The 15905-nt window shown below is 54.6% G+C and carries 14 protein-coding genes; 11 read left to right on the top strand and 3 right to left on the bottom strand.

Annotated elements, in window-relative coordinates; all coding sequences use genetic code 11:
* Window positions 1-22 precede the first annotated feature (22 nt).
* A complete protein-coding gene (gene pheT / locus MHM37_RS12415) occupies window positions 23-2404 on the top strand; it encodes a phenylalanine--tRNA ligase subunit beta (RefSeq protein WP_153844014.1) in 2382 nt (793 codons plus the stop codon).
* A gap of 67 nt (window positions 2405-2471) precedes the next feature.
* On the top strand, window positions 2472-2771 hold the full coding sequence (locus tag MHM37_RS12410) for an integration host factor subunit alpha (RefSeq protein WP_139528527.1): 300 nt from the start codon (window positions 2472-2474) through the stop codon (window positions 2769-2771).
* 108 nt (window positions 2772-2879) lie between these two features.
* Here the strand turns inward: MHM37_RS12410 and MHM37_RS12405 are convergent, their stop codons facing one another.
* Window positions 2880-3086: a DUF2788 domain-containing protein gene (locus MHM37_RS12405; RefSeq protein WP_139528526.1), complete on the bottom strand. Its 207-nt coding sequence runs from the start codon at window positions 3084-3086 to the stop codon at window positions 2880-2882.
* Window positions 3087-3268: 182 nt separating this feature from the next.
* Here MHM37_RS12405 and MHM37_RS12400 point away from each other — a divergent pair, with 182 nt between their 5' ends.
* From MHM37_RS12400 to MHM37_RS12365, 8 genes are all read left to right on the top strand, one after another.
* Window positions 3269-3730: a flavodoxin gene (locus tag MHM37_RS12400; RefSeq protein ID WP_153844015.1), complete on the top strand. Its 462-nt coding sequence runs from the start codon at window positions 3269-3271 to the stop codon at window positions 3728-3730.
* A 2-nt stretch (window positions 3731-3732) separates the two neighbouring features.
* A complete protein-coding gene (locus MHM37_RS12395; RefSeq protein WP_153844016.1) occupies window positions 3733-4104 on the top strand; it encodes a hypothetical protein in 372 nt (123 codons plus the stop codon).
* A gap of 150 nt (window positions 4105-4254) precedes the next feature.
* The gene (gene tig / locus MHM37_RS12390; RefSeq protein ID WP_219863642.1) at window positions 4255-5604 is read left to right on the top strand and encodes a trigger factor; all 1350 of its coding nucleotides are present in this window, start codon (window positions 4255-4257) and stop codon (window positions 5602-5604) included.
* A 65-nt stretch (window positions 5605-5669) separates the two neighbouring features.
* Window positions 5670-6287, top strand: coding sequence for an ATP-dependent Clp endopeptidase proteolytic subunit ClpP (gene clpP, locus MHM37_RS12385; protein ID WP_139528522.1), 618 nt, complete (start codon window positions 5670-5672; stop codon window positions 6285-6287).
* 74 nt (window positions 6288-6361) lie between these two features.
* The gene (gene clpX, locus MHM37_RS12380) at window positions 6362-7642 is read left to right on the top strand and encodes an ATP-dependent Clp protease ATP-binding subunit ClpX (protein ID WP_139528521.1); all 1281 of its coding nucleotides are present in this window, start codon (window positions 6362-6364) and stop codon (window positions 7640-7642) included.
* A 199-nt stretch (window positions 7643-7841) separates the two neighbouring features.
* Window positions 7842-10268 (top strand): endopeptidase La, encoded by a 2427-nt coding sequence (gene lon / locus MHM37_RS12375; RefSeq protein ID WP_239296887.1) that lies wholly within the window; start codon window positions 7842-7844, stop codon window positions 10266-10268.
* A gap of 192 nt (window positions 10269-10460) precedes the next feature.
* The gene (locus tag MHM37_RS12370) at window positions 10461-10733 is read left to right on the top strand and encodes an HU family DNA-binding protein (protein WP_009724302.1); all 273 of its coding nucleotides are present in this window, start codon (window positions 10461-10463) and stop codon (window positions 10731-10733) included.
* 111 nt (window positions 10734-10844) lie between these two features.
* Complete coding sequence (locus tag MHM37_RS12365) at window positions 10845-12662, top strand: SurA N-terminal domain-containing protein (protein WP_239296888.1); 1818 nt, start codon at window positions 10845-10847, stop codon at window positions 12660-12662.
* 110 nt (window positions 12663-12772) lie between these two features.
* Here MHM37_RS12365 and MHM37_RS12360 read toward each other — a convergent pair whose 3' ends face one another.
* Window positions 12773-13543, bottom strand: coding sequence for a UDP-2,3-diacylglucosamine diphosphatase (locus tag MHM37_RS12360; RefSeq protein WP_139528518.1), 771 nt, complete (start codon window positions 13541-13543; stop codon window positions 12773-12775).
* A 14-nt stretch (window positions 13544-13557) separates the two neighbouring features.
* On the bottom strand, window positions 13558-14058 hold the full coding sequence (locus tag MHM37_RS12355; protein WP_139528517.1) for a peptidylprolyl isomerase: 501 nt from the start codon (window positions 14056-14058) through the stop codon (window positions 13558-13560).
* A 156-nt stretch (window positions 14059-14214) separates the two neighbouring features.
* Between MHM37_RS12355 and MHM37_RS12350 the strand changes: the two genes are divergently transcribed.
* Window positions 14215-15894 (top strand): glutamine--tRNA ligase/YqeY domain fusion protein, encoded by a 1680-nt coding sequence (locus MHM37_RS12350; RefSeq protein WP_139528516.1) that lies wholly within the window; start codon window positions 14215-14217, stop codon window positions 15892-15894.
* The last annotated feature ends 11 nt before the right edge of the window (window positions 15895-15905 follow it).

Genomic DNA, 15905 nt, shown 5'->3' with positions numbered 1-15905 from the left:
GCTGCCAGCGACGGGAATCAACATGAAATTTTCAGAACAGTGGTTGCGTGATTGGGTAACTCCGCAGCTGGATACACAGGCCATCGCCGACCAGATCACCATGGCGGGCCTTGAAGTGGATGCCGTTGAGCCAGTGGCCGCTTCATTTAGCGGCGTTGTTGTGGCGGAAGTACTCACCAAAGAGAAGCACCCCGACGCCGATAAGCTCAATGTTTGTACGGTGAATGATGGGTCGGCAGCACCGGTGCAGGTCGTTTGTGGAGCGCCGAATGTCGATGTAGGTCAGAAAATTCCCTTCGCTCAGGTAGGAGGCGTGCTGCCGGGAGACTTCAAGATCAAAAAAGCCAAACTGCGAGGCGTTGAGTCTCGTGGCATGATCTGTTCGGCGTCCGAGCTGGGGCTTGAGGAGGAGACTTCTCCGGGTATCCTGGTATTGCCAGCGTCGGCGCCGGTAGGCACAAGCTTTCGTGACTACATGCAGCTCGATGATATGACGATCGAGGTGGATTTGACGCCAAATCGGGGCGACTGCCTGAGTATCAAAGGGCTAGCCAGGGAAGTGGGAGTGCTCAACCGCTTGCCGGTGAGCGGCCCAAGCATTGCGGCTGTGGCGCCAACGATCGATACAACGTTTCCTGTGAAGGTCGAGGCTCCTGAACAGTGTCCGCGCTATGTAGGGCGTGTGATCGAAGGCGTGGCTACGAATGCAGAAACGCCGCTATGGATGGTAGAGCGACTGCGTCGCAGCGGTGTACGCTCCATCGACCCTGTGGTGGATATCACCAACTACGTCATGCTGGAGCTTGGCCAGCCGTTGCACGCATTCGATCGCGATCATTTGCAGGGCAGTATTACCGTGCGTTTGGCCAAAGACGCAGAGCGCTTGACGCTGTTGGATGGCCAAGAAGTCACCCTACGCCCAGAAACGCTCGTCATTGCCGATGAGCGCGGCCCTCTGGCCATGGCTGGCATCATGGGGGGCGAAAACTCTGGGGTCAGCGAAAATACCCAGGCCATTTTTCTAGAGTCGGCGTTCTTCGCGCCACTTGCGATTGCCGGACAGGCGCGCTCTTACGGCCTGCATACCGATGCATCGCACCGTTTTGAGCGTGGCGTCGACCCTGAGCTTCCTCTCGTAGCGGTCGAGCGTGCTTCACAGCTTCTGTTGGAGATTTGTGGCGGTCAGGCAGGCCCGGTGGTGGAAACCGTTAGCGAAGAGCACTTGCCCGCGCCGCGCGCCATTACGCTGCGTGAAGCCCGTCTAGAAAGCGCGCTTTCCAAGCGGCTATCGGCGGACGATGTTACCGATATACTCCAGCGTCTTGGTCTTGATGTCGATAAGCATGCGGAGGGTTGGTCGGTGGTCGCGCCTAGCTGGCGGTTTGACGTTGCCATCGAGGAAGACCTCATCGAGGAAGTGGCGCGTATTCATGGCTACAACAATCTACCGGTGCGACGTCCAGCTGCTCGATTGGCACTGCGTTCTGCGAATGAATCGACATTGACACCATCGCAACTGCGTCACCAAATGGTTGCGCGTGGTTTTCAAGAAGCTGTCACTTACAGTTTCGTTGCTCCTGATCTACAGGCAGCGCTGTTACCGGACGCAGTGTCGCCGGTATTGGCCAATCCGATCTCGTCAGACCTCTCTGTGATGCGCGCCAGCCTATTTCCTGGGCTAGTCAGAGCACTGGAGCACAACCTGAATCGCCAGCAGACGCGAGTGCGCATTTTTGAGACGGGGTTGGTGTTCAATGGCTCTCTGGACCACCTAACCCAAGTCCCGATGATGGGGGCGCTGGTATGTGGTGGGCGAGAAGCTGAAGGCTGGGATGGTGCTAAAGCGCAGGTAGACTTCTACGATTTGAAGGGGGATCTGGAGAGTCTTTTGGCCATGGGGGGTGGCCTAGCAGCCTGGCGCTTCGAGCCTGGAGTGCATCCTTCGCTGCATCCCGGTCAAACGGCGCAGCTCTTCCATGAAGGGAAACCTGCTGGCTGGATTGGTACGCTTCATCCCCAGGTCCGTGCAACGTTAGGGCTCAAAGTGGATGCCGTGCTGTTCGAGGTCCGATTGGATGCGTTGAGCCAAGGTTCGATTCCCGCCTTCGAGCCGCTTTCGCGTTATCCGGAAGTTCGTCGCGATTTGGCCTTCTTGATCAAGGCAGAGACACCGGTACAAGCGTTGCTGGATTGTGCAAAAGCCAAGGCTGGTGATTACCTCAAAGACATAAAGCTATTTGATGTCTATGCTGGTAAAGGCGTGGCCGAGGGATATAAGAGCATTGCATTGGGCTTGACCTGGCAGCACGCTTCACGCACGCTAAATGATGAGGAAATCAATCAGTTGGTCGACTCGATCATTACAAACGTGCGAGCCGAATTAGATGCCGAACTTCGCGGCTAACTAAGCTATGCCATGACACGACGCTTATCACGTTCTTGGCAATGCGTATGCTACATGGAGGAGCCCTATGGGTGCGTTGACCAAAGCAGAGCTGGCTGAGCATTTACATACAGAGCTTGCGCTGTCAAAGCGAGAAGCAAAAGCGATGGTAGAGGCGTTCTTTGAAGAAATCCGCGCCTGTTTGCGCGAAAACGAACAGGTAAAACTGTCGGGCTTTGGCAACTTTGACCTACGTGATAAGCGTGAGCGGCCTGGGCGTAACCCGAAAACCGGTGAGGAAATTCCCATTTCCGCTCGGCGCGTGGTGACGTTTCGCCCAGGCCAGAAGCTCAAGCAGCAAGTGGAGCGCTATTCGAGCAGCCAATAGTTTCTTTTTTGCTGTTCGCTTACTCAAAAGGAGTGCCTAGGCACTCCTTTTAGTGTTTGGAGCTCGCTCTTTGATGCGAGCTCTACGGGCGACTAGCTTGGTAAGTGGCTAAATGCCTCGTCCTTCGATGAGCCAAGTGATGACGACTTTAATGACGTAACCGAGCATCCCCGCGCCCAGTACGATAAACAGCATGATCGTGCCAAATTTGCCTGCGTTCGACTTTTTGGCCAGGTCCCAAATGATAAAGCACATGAAAATGATCAGGCCGCCAATCATTATGGGCGTGATCCATGTCTCGAAGGCCTGCTGCATAAGCGCTCCTATTGGACGATTGATTGAGCCCATCGTGGGCGTGCGTCGTTTTTGCTGATCGTGGTAATATTTGAGCAAATTCATCAGGTATTTGTCGACTGACTTTACGAGCCAAGCGCTGATGAGCGAACGTTGAATGCGCAAGGGCACTCAGTACGACATCTTCGTCGAGGAGTAGAGCAATGCCGACGTTAACCATTGTAGTGGGTACCATGTATGGTGGTGCATTGGATGTGGCTGAACAGGTGAAGCCGCTATTCGAACAGGCAGGTTATACGGTCGAAATTTCAGAGCAGCCAACGGTGGAAGATGTAACCCAGGGTAGTGACTTGAGCTTGTTTTGCGTTTCGACCACAGGTAGCGGTGATTTTCCCGGTAATTTCGTACCCTTTGTACGCAGCTTGAAAGATCAAAGCCCCTCGCTAACAAAGTTACGTTACGGTCTCATCGCATTAGGCGATAGCTCTTACGGTGATACGTTTTGTGGCGCGGGAAGAGCGCTGGATGAGCTGCTACAGGATCTCGGCGCTCGCCGCCTAGGAGAGCGCCTTGAAATTGATGCCATGGAAACCTTTATGGCAGATGATGCGGCGCTGCCTTGGGTAGAAGAATGGATCGACGATCAACAGCTGAAGGTCGCCTGAACATGCAGCGATCAGCCTATTCCTCTGAGCGTGTCAGTGTGGCGATTGGCCTATGTGTGGTGATGCTTGCAGCGCTACCGCGTTATATGGCGGGTGGCCACGAGACGCGCCAAACGCTGCTGGTGATGGCTCTGGTTCTAGTGGCTGGAGCAGCTATTTTTCAGTGGAAGATGCTGTCTCAAAGCGCAAGGCAAACGCTTCCGGGGCTCATCAAGCGCTTGATCGTGATGTTGGTGGCAGGCGCTATAGTGATGGGCGCTTGGCACGCCATATTTACCGACTGGATCAGTTGGCAGGTATTTATCTCGCATGCGGCAACGTGCGGACTTTTACTGCACGCCGTATCGTTATGGTGGACAGCACGGGAAATGTGAGTTTTTGTTCTGCTAACCCCTTGTAATCGATGGTCACGCCCCCATCTTGCGAGCATGGCGCTTGCCACCATGCGTCAGGGTTCTTAAAATTGATCCCCTTGAATACATTTTACGCAATCAACACAACGCCTATCCGCTAGAGGACAATTCATGCAAGTTTCCGTCGAGACGACCTCCCAGATCGAACGCCGTATCACTATTCAAGTGCCGGCAGCAGACATCGACGAGGCCGTCAGCGCTCGCTTGAAAGACACCGCGAAAAACGTTCGCTTGAACGGTTTCCGCCAAGGCCGAGTGCCCATGGCCGTCGTGCGTCAGCGCTATGGCGACAGCGTGCGCAATGAAGTGGTGGGCGAAGTGATGCGTGAGCGCTACGTACGCGCCATCACTGAAGAAGGTCTCAATCCCGCTGGTTTTCCGCAGATTGAACCGAAGGTAAACCAAGCGGGTAAAGATCTTGAGTTCGTTGCCACCATGGAGGTCTACCCGCAGGTCGAGCTGGCGTCTATCGAAGGCACGGACGTAGAGCGTCCGGTGGTTTCTGTCAGCGAGGCCGATGTCGATGAAATGATCGATACGCTTCGCAAGCAAAATGCTGAGTGGGAAGAGGTCGATACGGCCGCAGCGGATGGCGACCAGGTTACCATCGACTTTCAAGGCTTCTTGGGTGACGAGCCGTTCGAGGGTGGCAGCGCTGAAGGTCATGCCTTGGTCATCGGTTCCAACAGCTTTATTCCGGGCTTCGAAGAGCAACTGATTGGTGCGAAAGCGGGCGAAGAGAAAACTATTTCTGTTACGTTCCCGGCAGATTACCAAGCCGAGCACCTTGCTGGTCAAGACGCGACTTTCAAAGTCACCGTTCACAAAGTGAGTACTCAAAAGCTGCCGGAAGTGGATACGGCGTTCATTGAGCGTTTTGGTGTCGAAGGTGGTGATGAAGCCAAATTTCGGGCTGAAATCAAGAAAAACATGACGCGTGAGGCTTCTCAGGCGGTCGATAACCGTGTCAAGCAACAGGTGCTGGATGCCCTCAAGAAGGCAAACGACATTCCCGTTCCCAGCGCGCTAGTTCAGCAAGAAACTGACGGTATGAAGCGTCAGGCCGCTCAGCAGTTCGGTTTGGGTGAGGATTTTGATGTTACCCAACTGCCGAACGAGTTGTTCGAGGAGCAAGCTAAAGGACGTGTTCAAGTCGGTCTGCTGTTGGCCGAAGTGATCAAAGCTCACGAGTTGGATGCTGACGACGCTGAAATCAAAGCCAAAGTCGAAGAGCTGGCAGAGCAGTACCAAGATCCCACCGAAGTGGTGGAGTACTACATGGGTAACGAGCAGCTGAAAACCCAAGTGAAATCTGCCATTCTTGAAGAGAAGGCGGTCGATAAACTGCTTGAGCAAACGAACGTCAAAGACGTGGAAATGTCTTACCAGCAAGCGCTGGCTGCTGCTCAGCAACAGGCTGAGCAAGATGAGAATGAAGAGGGCGAACAGGCAAGCGCCTGATCTCATCGCGTGGCGCACCCTGCTTGGGTGCGCTTTTCCCTTACCGGACGCAAGGAATCACCCGAATGAGTGAGTTTGATATTCAAAACGCCGGCGGTCTAGTGCCCATGGTGGTTGAGCAGAGCGCCAAAGGGGAAAGAGCCTACGATATCTATTCGCGTCTGCTGAAAGAGCGCGTGATTTTCCTGGTGGGCCCTGTAGAAGACTACATGGCCAACCTTGTCGTGGCGCAACTACTGTTTCTTGAGTCTGAAAATCCCGACAAAGACATTCACTTATATATCAACTCGCCCGGCGGCTCTGTGACGGCAGGGATGTCTATCTATGACACCATGCAGTTCATCAAGCCGGACGTTTCCACCGTGTGTATCGGTCAAGCCGCCAGCATGGGCGCGCTACTGCTTACCGCAGGTGCTGCAGGCAAGCGTTACTGCTTACCGAACTCACGTGTGATGATTCATCAGCCGCTGGGCGGTTACCAGGGGCAAGCATCGGATATTGAGATTCACACCCGTGAAATTCTTGGTATCCGGGAGAAGTTGAATCAAATCTTGGCCCACCATACTGGCCAAGACATTGATAAAGTGGCCCAAGATACCGACCGTGACAATTTCATGAGCGCCAATAAAGCCAAAGAGTATGGCTTGATTGACGCAGTGCTGGATAAGCGGCCTACATCCTGATAGCGTGATAGGATTCTGCTTTTCTAACGAGCTTTTAAGGCGGCGTCAGCCGCCGCAGTGACAGAGGTACGCGAATGGCCGACGGCAAAGGCAAGGACGAAGGTGGCAAACTGCTCTACTGCTCGTTTTGTGGCAAAAATCAAAACGAAGTACGTAAGCTGATTGCTGGCCCGTCCGTGTATATCTGCGATGAGTGTGTCGACTTGTGTAATGACATCATTCGCGAAGAAGTTCTCGAAGCCGATGCCGAGAGCGATGAGGAGCGTCTACCTACGCCCCGCGAAATACGTCATACGCTGGACGACTACGTCATCGGACAAGACCGCGCCAAAATGGTGCTGTCCGTAGCGGTGTATAACCACTACAAGCGTCTGAAGTCAGAAGTGCGTGAAGGCGATGTGGAGCTAGGTAAATCCAACATCCTCCTGATTGGTCCGACGGGAAGCGGTAAGACGCTGCTGGCCGAGACCATGGCGCGGCTACTGAATGTACCTTTTACCATTGCTGATGCAACGACGCTGACCGAAGCAGGGTATGTGGGTGAAGATGTCGAAAACATCATCCAGAAACTACTGCAAAAGTGCGACTACGATGTCGAGAAGGCCGAGCGCGGTATTGTTTATATCGATGAAATCGATAAGATTTCGCGTAAATCGGACAACCCTTCGATTACCCGTGATGTCTCGGGCGAAGGGGTGCAGCAGGCGCTGTTGAAACTGATCGAGGGCACTACGGCGTCCGTACCTCCTCAAGGCGGTCGCAAGCATCCCCAGCAGGAGTTCGTGCAGGTAAACACGGCCAATATCCTGTTTATCGTGGGCGGTGCGTTTGCCGGACTGGACAAGGTGATTCGTGATCGCGCTGAAAAAGGTGGCATTGGCTTCAATGCCAGCGTGAAAAGCAAAGAGTCTTCTCGTGGTGTAGGGGAGCTTCTTGCAGATGTCGAGCCTGAAGATCTCGTCAAGTTCGGTTTGATACCCGAGTTCGTCGGCCGTTTACCAGTGATCGCCACATTGACAGAACTCACCGAAGAGGCCTTGGTGCAAATCTTGACCGAGCCAAAGAATTCGTTGATCAAACAGTATGGCAAACTCTTCGAAATGGAAGACGTCACTCTGGAGTTCAGAGACGATGCCCTGAGAGCCGTGGCGGCAAAAGCCATGGAGAGAAAAACCGGCGCACGTGGACTTCGCTCCATTTTAGAGTCGGTTCTGCTCGATACGATGTATGAAATTCCATCCTTGGAAGGGGTGAGCAAAGTCGTCATCGATGGTTCCGTCATCGCTGGCGAAAGTGAACCGCTGTTGATCTACTCGCAGCAGCAAGAGACTCGTGTCGATGGTACCGACGGTTAATCATAAGGTGCCCGCCACGGCCTAGCTCTCCACCGCTTGTGCCAAACCAAGGGGTCGCCTAGGCGGCCCCTTGCTGTTAATACGCGACTTGAAATGGCTGACCAGCACGCAGTGAGCGTGTCCTGCCATGCCCTTTCCACTGTGTGGTACTTGACTAAGTACCCATCAAGTACTCATCCGAATTTGAGGAACGTCTGCGATGCAGCAGAACGCCGAACAGACACAATGTCTACCCCTGTTGCCGTTGCGGGATGTCGTCGTCTACCCGCAAATGGTTATTCCGCTTTTTGTTGGTCGTGAGAAATCCATACAGGCGCTGGAAGCCGCGATGGAAGCCGACAAGCGTGTACTGCTGGTGGCTCAACGCGAGGCCTCTCAAGACGACCCTGATAACGCGGACCTCTATGCGATGGGGACCGTTGCTGACATCATGCAACTGCTCAAGCTGCCCGATGGTACCGTCAAGGTATTGATCGAAGGCAGTTTCCGGGCGGATGTCATCGATATCGAGGAAAGCGAAGCGGGCTACACTCAGGCGTATTTGACGCCACGGGAAAGCGAACCACTCACTAACCGTGAGCAAGAGGCGCTCGTACGGGTACTGCTCAATCAGTTCGAACAGTACGTGAAGCTTTCCAAGAAAGTGCCTAACGAGGTGCTGAATTCGCTGTCCGGCATCGAAGACCCGAGTCGGCTGGTCGACACCATTTGTGCGCATTTGTCACTAAAAATTGGCGACAAGCAAGAGTTGCTCGAAATGGATCGCGTCCGGGATCGTATCGAGCACTTGATGGCGTTGATCGAGTCAGAAATCGATCTGCTTCAGGTCGAGAAGCGCATTCGCTCGCGTGTCAAAGAGCAGATGGAGAAGACTCAGCGAGAGTACTATCTCAACGAGCAGATGAAAGCCATCCAAAAAGAGATGGGTGAGCTGGATAACGTGCCCAATGAGGCAGAGAAGTACGAGCAAGCGATCAAAGCGTCCGGTATGCCCAAAGAGGCATCAGAAAAGGCAACGCAAGAGCTCAACAAGCTCAAAATGATGGCTTCCAACTCTGCCGAAGCAACCGTGGTGCGATCGTATCTGGACTGGCTTATTGCAGTGCCTTGGAAAAAGCGCACCCGGGTAAAACACGATCTGGTCAAAGCGCAAGAAGTGCTGGATGCGGATCACTACGGGTTGGAAGAGGTCAAGGCACGCATTCTTGAATATCTTGCCGTACAAAAACGCGTGCGCAAGTTGAAAGGCCCAGTGCTTTGTTTGGTTGGTCCGCCCGGGGTGGGTAAAACGTCGCTTGGTCAATCCATTGCTCGCGCGACTAACCGTAAGTATGTACGTCTTGCCTTGGGTGGCGTCCGTGATGAGTCGGAGATTCGCGGCCATCGTCGCACCTACATTGGATCGCTGCCAGGTAAGCTGATGCAACGTATGAGTCGAGCCGGTGTTAAAAACCCGCTTTTCCTCCTGGATGAGGTGGACAAGCTGGGCATGGATCATCGGGGCGATCCTGCATCGGCACTGCTAGAAGTGCTGGACCCAGAGCAGAACGGTAGCTTTAGCGACCATTACCTCGAGCTGGATTATGACCTTTCCGAGACGCTGTTCATTTGTACGGCGAACTCGATGAACATTCCCGGACCGCTGTTGGATCGTATGGAGATCATTCGTCTTCCGGGCTACACCGAAGATGAAAAACTTGCTATCGCCAAGCGCTATTTGTTGCCTAAGCAGCTTGAAGCGAACGGTCTGGAAACCCATGAGCTGGCACTGGGTGATGATGCTCTGCTGGAGCTCGTGTGCTACTACACACGCGAAGCCGGGGTGCGTGAACTCGAGCGCCAGATCGCGAAAGTGTGTCGTAAGGTACTGCGTGAGCGTCTAGAAGCAGAGCGTAAATCAACAGATAAAGCGGGCAGCAAGCTGCAGGCGCAGCAAATACTGACGGCCGAGCAGATCGAAACCTATGCCGGTGTGCGCCGCTACAGCTATGGATTGGCGGAACAGGAGGATCAGGTCGGTCGTGTCACGGGCTTGGCCTGGACCTCGGTGGGTGGCGAGCTGCTCAATATCGAATCGGTGGTTACGCCAGGTAAAGGGCGCATCCATAAAACCGGCTCTTTAGGGGATGTCATGAAAGAGTCGGTGAGCGCTGCCCAGACGGTGGTCAAGGCGCGAGCCGAGCGTTACGGGATCGATCCTCAGCGTTTCGAGAACGAAGACCTGCATATCCACGTGCCCGAGGGTGCCACGCCTAAAGACGGCCCTAGCGCGGGTATTGCCATGGTGACAGCCATTGTCTCCGCGTATACGCAGCGCCCGGTGCGTTGTGAGGTCGCTATGACGGGTGAGGTCAATCTGCGCGGCGAAGTACTGCCGATTGGGGGGCTAAAGGAGAAATTGCTGGCGGCTCGGCGGGGTGGTATAAAGACCGTCCTAATTCCTGAGGAAAATCGTCGAGATCTCAAGGAAGTACCGGAAAATATCAAAGATGCACTTGATATTCGTCCCGTACGGTGGATAGATGACGTGCTGGCGGTCGCGTTGACGGGTAACGTTGCCGAAGGTGCCACGTTGAAAGGCGCAGACACGTCGTTCAATACGAATGCTGCTGCAAGTACCCATTAAGCGTTAAAGCAACGCCTGCTTTAATTTTACTTAATAAATTTGCCCAATGCCTTGAGCGGCGGGCATTTCACGGTCAGGTCGCTTGACAGGTGTTTCAAGGCATTGCTATAAAACGCAGCTATGCTTTGAGGTTGATGCACTCGGTGACCGTACCGTTCAGAGCCATTTTTTGAAACAGTTAAGGGGTGAAGTGTGAATAAGTCCGAGCTGATTGAAGCTATTGCCGCGTCTGCAGATATTCCGAAAGCAGCGGCAACCCGCGCATTGGATGCCATGGTGGAGTCTGTCACCGATAGCCTCAAAAAAGGCGAGAGTGTTTCTCTGGTCGGTTTTGGTACATTTGCGATCAAAGAGCGTGCTGCGCGTACTGGCCGTAACCCGCAGACGGGTCAGCCCATCGAAATCAGCGCCGCCAAAGTACCTAGCTTTAAAGCCGGTAAAGCGCTGAAAGACGCCGTCAACTAATTGGGTCGCGTTGGCTGTAAATTAATGGGCGCATCGCATCCGCGATGCGCCCATGTTATTTTCTGGCCCGCTATTTCGGGCAATAGATGGCTTTGATGATCTGAGGCTAGCATGCTGCAAAGTATACGAGATGGCTCCAGAAGCTGGGGTGCCAAGATAATTATCGGTCTCATGGTGGCAGCCATGGCACTGTTTGGCGTGGAGTCGCTGTTTAGCGTGTTCGGCAGCGATCCCAACGAGGTCGCCAGCGTCAATGGTGAGCCCATTATGCGTCAAGAAGTCGAGCTGAACGTTCAACGTGCGTTGCGCTCTGGACAGGTGCCGCCAGAGCAAGAGCGCGCCTTGCGCAACGATATGCTCGATCAGCTGATTACCCAATCCTTACTGACCCAGTACGCGGAAGAGGGCGGTTTTTACGTCTCCGATGCTCAATTGGATCAAATGATCGTTAGCTTGCCCGAGTTCCATGATCAAGATGGACGATTCTCAGCAGACATTTTCCGTAACCGTCTCGCCGGTGCAGGTTACACGCCTCTCTCGTTTCGTGAAGAGCTACGAGTAGACATCAAGCGACAGCATTTACAGCAAGGGCTTGCCTTTAGCGATTTCACCCTGGCTAGTGAAGAAGAGCGTTTGGCTGACTTACAGCGGCAGCAGCGAGATTTTCGTTACGTCATGCTGAGCGCCGAAGACGCCAATATCGACGTCAACGTTACCAACGAGCAGATGCAGGCTTACTACGATGCCAATCAGTCGCGTTTCGAGCGTCCTGAGCAGGTGCGCGTAGAGTATGTGTTGATCGATCGCCAAGCTATGGCGGAGGACGTCGATGTCGATGAACAGGCGCTTCGCGACGCGTGGCGAGCGCAGAGCCAAAGCGCTGATCGTCGCGTATCGCACATTATGATCACTTTCGGTGACGAGCGTAGCCGTGAAGAAGCTCAGGCGCGGGCTAGCGAAGCGCTTGCGTCCCTCAACGAAGGCGAAAGCTTTGCTGATACGGCCGCGCGCTATTCCGATGACACGGCTAGTGCCGAAGATGGCGGTGATTTAGGTGTCATCAGTCGCGGTTTTTTTGGTGATGCTTTTGACGAGGCGGCGTTTTCCCTGGGTGTGGGCGAAACCTCTCAGCTGGTAGAAATGGATGGTGCTTTCCACATTCTCCGCATGACCGAGCTGGCAGGCCCCACCTTCGAAGAGCAGCGTGATGCACTGGCTCAAGACGTGGCACTTCGGGAAGTGAATGACGCGTTCAACGAACGGGTTCAGCGCTTGATCGATGAGAGTTTTGCCGCGGATGACCTTCAAAGCGTCGCCGATGATCTCGGCCTGACACTCGAGCAAACGCAGTGGATTGCCCGTGATGAAGGGGAAGGCGTACTTTCCGAGCCTGGCGTGCTAGATGAAGCCTTCAGTGCAGACGTGCTGGAAGAGGGCTATAACAGCGAAGTCATCGAACTCGATAACGACCGTCGTTTGGTGCTACGGGTGGCCGAGCATCGTGACGCGACGGTTCTGCCTTTGGAAGACGTGCGCGATGAGGTCGAACAGGCCGTCGCAGCTCAGCAGCGTCAAGAGGCCCTTCAGGCTCAGGCGGGAGAGTTGATTGCTTCCTTGCGGAACGGTGAAAATGTCGAGCTGGAGTGGCTGGAAGCCAATGACGTGTCGCGTCAGTCGGATAGCGCACTGCCTCAATCGCTTGTGGGCGAAGTGTTCCGTATGCCGCGTCCCAGCGAGGGCGAAAGCGTTTATCGTGCGGTGACTATGCCGCAAGGTGTGGCTGTCGTTGCGCTAGATCGCGTTTTTGTAGGCGAAGTGGACGAGCAGATGACCGCGTTCGTTGCGCAAATGGCCGAGCAGCTTCGTGCCCAGTCGGTTATCCAGGGGTTGATCGACGATCTACGTAACGATGCGGAGATCGAGCGCTAAGTCCTTGAAATACCCCATTGGAATAAATGCAAGTGCCCGCGTGGGCGCTTGCAATGAGCCGAGAAAAAGCCGATCGAGTGATCGGCTTTTTTTGTCGCTCGTATCGCAAGTCAAGGCAGAGCGTCGAGCGAAAACTGACGCAGAACGGGTTCGGCATGACGCTCATTAGCAGGCTCTACCACCACATCCCAGCCGTGTTGGTTGTCCCAGTCGCCCAGTACGAAGCGCTTGGCAGGAACGTCTTCGACCGTGAGGTCGTGCACCTTGGGCCGATGGGTGTGCCCATGAATCATGGTCGTTACACCGTAACGTTCCATGAGTGCCACAACCTCATCTTGGGTGACGTCCATGATGTCGTCGGCTTTGCCCGCATTGGCATCACCCGACTGCATGCGCAGGCTTTTGGCAAGCTCCAACCGCTGCTCCAGGGGCAGCGAAAGAATTTGCTGCTGCCACTGTTCGCTGCGCGACTGAGCGCGAAAAGCCATATACGCCTCGTCTTTGGTGCAGAGGCTATCGCCGTGGAGAATGACGGCGGGAACGCCTTGCAGCTCTACTTGTTCGCTTTCCGGTAGCAGGGTGGCGCCACAGGCGTGAATAAAACGTTCACCCAGTAAAAAGTCTCGGTTGCCATGGATGAAATAGACGGCAGTGCCAGCTTCGCTGAGTGCGTGCAGTCGTCGAATGACGTCATGGGCCACGGTGCTCAGTGGGTGAGGGGTGTCCAGCAGGTCGTCACCCATCCAGGCATCGAAAAGATCTCCCAGGATGTAGAGCGCCTGTGCCCCACTGGCCGTCTGTTCTAAGTAGCGATAAAACCCCTGATTGATCTCAGGTGTCTCGTGACTTAGATGCATATCAGCGATTAGCAGCGTACGCATAAAGCTCCCAACGATTATTCCGCTTCCTTCACGTAGGCGCGTTCGATGATGACATCTTCCGCAGGCACATCGGCGTGCATGCCGCGACGTGTGGTGCTGACGCCTTTGATCGCGTTCACCACATCCATGCCTTCAACGACTTCTCCGAACACCGCATAGCCCCAGCCTTGCAAGCTTTTGCCACTATGGTTAAGGAAGCTGTTGTTACCGACATTGATGAAAAACTGTGCCGTAGCAGAGTGGGGGTCTTGGGTGCGCGCCATGGCCAGCGTGCCGATGGTGTTTTGCAAGCCGTTATCGGCTTCGTTCTCGATAGGGTCACGGGTCGGTTTTTGGTTGAAGTCCTGGTCGAAACCGCCACCTTGAATCATGAAGCCATCAATGACCCGGTGAAACAGCGTGCCGTCGTAAAAACCGTCGCGCACGTACTGCTCGAAATTGGCTGCCGTAACCGGGGCTTTTTCATGATTGAGCGCGATGGTGATGTCACCGTGGTTCGTCTGTAATACGATCATGGATAAATTCCTGTTCAATAAAAGCGTTCGCCTTGGCGCTGTGCATCGGCGTCACGTTATAATAGCGGTTTTGCTCGGCACCGCGAAGCGCTAACCCTGATTGCCTTTGCATCGTTTGCCCAGCACGCCATCCACCATGAGGTTATCAACACCACCATGACCAACGAGACCACCCCAGCGCCGAACTTCATTCGCAACCAAGTACGCGACGAGATAGCGGGCGGCCAGGTCACCAAAATCGTGACGCGCTTTCCCCCGGAGCCCAACGGCTTTTTGCATATCGGCCACGCCAAGTCGATCTGTTTGAATTTCGGGTTGGCAGAGCAGTTGGGTGGTGAGTGTCATCTGCGCTTTGACGACACCAACCCTGCCAAAGAAGAGCAGGCGTACATCGATGCCATCAAAGAGGACGTCAGCTGGCTGGGCTTCGAGTGGGCCGGACCGGTGCGCTTTGCCTCTGATTATTTCGATCAGCTCTACGCCTGGGCGCAGCATCTGATTCGTGAAGACAAAGCCTATGTGGATGACCTCTCCCCGGATGAGATTCGCGAGTATCGAGGCACGCTGACCGAGCCCGGCAAGCCTAGCCCCTACCGTGAGCGCAGCGCCGAAGAGAGCTTGGACCTTCTAGAACGGATGCGTAACGGTGAGTTTGGTGAAGGCGAAAAAGTGCTGCGCGCCAAAATCGATATGGCGTCGCCCAACATCAATTTGCGCGATCCGATCTTGTACCGCATTCGTCATGCGCATCATCACCAAACAGGTGACAAGTGGAAAATCTACCCCTCGTACGATTTTACCCACGGTCAGTCGGATGCCATCGAGGGTATTACTCACTCCATCTGTACGCTGGAGTTCGAAGACCACCGCCCGCTATACGAGTGGTTCTTGAACAATCTGCCGGTGCCCGCCAAGCCGCGCCAGATTGAATTTGCCAGACTGAACCTCGACTACACGCTGACCTCCAAACGTAAGCTGAAGCTGTTGGTGGATGAGCAGATCGTCGATGGTTGGGATGACCCGCGAATGCCGACCATTTCCGGTATGCGTCGCCGCGGCTATACGCCCGCTTCGATTCGTAAATTCTGTGAAATGATCGGCGTGACCCGTTCCGACGGTGGTTTGGTGGATATCGCCATGCTGACCCACGCCATTCGTTCGGACCTGGAAGATAACGCACCCCGCGCCATGTGCGTGCTCAAGCCGCTGAAAGTAGTGCTGACGAACGTGCCGGAAGATCACGAGGAAGTGTACGAGGTGCCGGGCCACCCAGCGCGTGACGATATGCCGATGCGCAAGGTGCCGTTTGGTCGTGAACTCTACATCGACCAAGACGACTTCATGGAAGACGCACCGAAAAAATTCTTCCGCTTAGCGCCCGGTAAAGAAGTCCGTCTGCGTAATAGCTATGTGATCCGTTGTGATGAGGTTATCAAAGATGACGCAGGCGAGATCGTCGAGCTGCGCTGCTCCGTCGATTTCGACACCCTGGGTAAAAACCCCGAAGGCCGCAAGGTGAAAGGGGTGATTCACTGGGTCAGCGCGGCCCACGGCGTGCCGATGGAAGTGCGCCTCTACGATAACCTGTTCATGGTCGAGCAGCCCGATCGTGACAAGGACGTCGACTTCCTCGAGCATTTGAACCCCGAGTCGCTGGTGGTATGCAACGCCATTGGCGAGCCAAGCCTGGCCAGCGCCGCGCCGGAAGATCGCTTCCAATTCGAGCGAGTCGGTTATTTCTGTGCTGATCGCCATGTCTCCACTAACGACCACCTGGTGTTCAACCGTACCGTTGGGTTGAAAGATAGCTGGGCGAAAATCAAACAGAAGGGCTAAGGAAACGTCAT

Origin of the sequence: Halomonas sp. MMH1-48 (assembly GCF_022348105.1) — a bacterium.
Lineage (GTDB): Bacteria > Pseudomonadota > Gammaproteobacteria > Pseudomonadales > Halomonadaceae > Vreelandella > Vreelandella piezotolerans.
The sequence above is the reverse complement of the archived record's forward strand: the minus strand, read 5'-3'. Positions and strand labels throughout refer to the sequence as shown.

What these genes read in the sequence shown, in the direction of transcription:
- pheT (WP_153844014.1), top strand. Translation starts at nt 23, where the DNA reads ATGAAATTTTCAGAACAGTGGTTGCGTGATTGGGTAACTCCGCAGCTG.
- MHM37_RS12410 (WP_139528527.1), top strand. Translation starts at nt 2,472, where the DNA reads ATGGGTGCGTTGACCAAAGCAGAGCTGGCTGAGCATTTACATACAGAG.
- MHM37_RS12405 (WP_139528526.1), bottom strand. Translation starts at nt 3,086, where the DNA reads ATGCAGCAGGCCTTCGAGACATGGATCACGCCCATAATGATTGGCGGC.
- MHM37_RS12400 (WP_153844015.1), top strand. Translation starts at nt 3,269, where the DNA reads ATGCCGACGTTAACCATTGTAGTGGGTACCATGTATGGTGGTGCATTG.
- MHM37_RS12395 (WP_153844016.1), top strand. Translation starts at nt 3,733, where the DNA reads ATGCAGCGATCAGCCTATTCCTCTGAGCGTGTCAGTGTGGCGATTGGC.
- tig (WP_219863642.1), top strand. Translation starts at nt 4,255, where the DNA reads ATGCAAGTTTCCGTCGAGACGACCTCCCAGATCGAACGCCGTATCACT.
- clpP (WP_139528522.1), top strand. Translation starts at nt 5,670, where the DNA reads ATGAGTGAGTTTGATATTCAAAACGCCGGCGGTCTAGTGCCCATGGTG.
- clpX (WP_139528521.1), top strand. Translation starts at nt 6,362, where the DNA reads ATGGCCGACGGCAAAGGCAAGGACGAAGGTGGCAAACTGCTCTACTGC.
- lon (WP_239296887.1), top strand. Translation starts at nt 7,842, where the DNA reads ATGCAGCAGAACGCCGAACAGACACAATGTCTACCCCTGTTGCCGTTG.
- MHM37_RS12365 (WP_239296888.1), top strand. Translation starts at nt 10,845, where the DNA reads ATGCTGCAAAGTATACGAGATGGCTCCAGAAGCTGGGGTGCCAAGATA.
- MHM37_RS12360 (WP_139528518.1), bottom strand. Translation starts at nt 13,543, where the DNA reads ATGCGTACGCTGCTAATCGCTGATATGCATCTAAGTCACGAGACACCT.
- MHM37_RS12355 (WP_139528517.1), bottom strand. Translation starts at nt 14,058, where the DNA reads ATGATCGTATTACAGACGAACCACGGTGACATCACCATCGCGCTCAAT.
- MHM37_RS12350 (WP_139528516.1), top strand. Translation starts at nt 14,215, where the DNA reads ATGACCAACGAGACCACCCCAGCGCCGAACTTCATTCGCAACCAAGTA.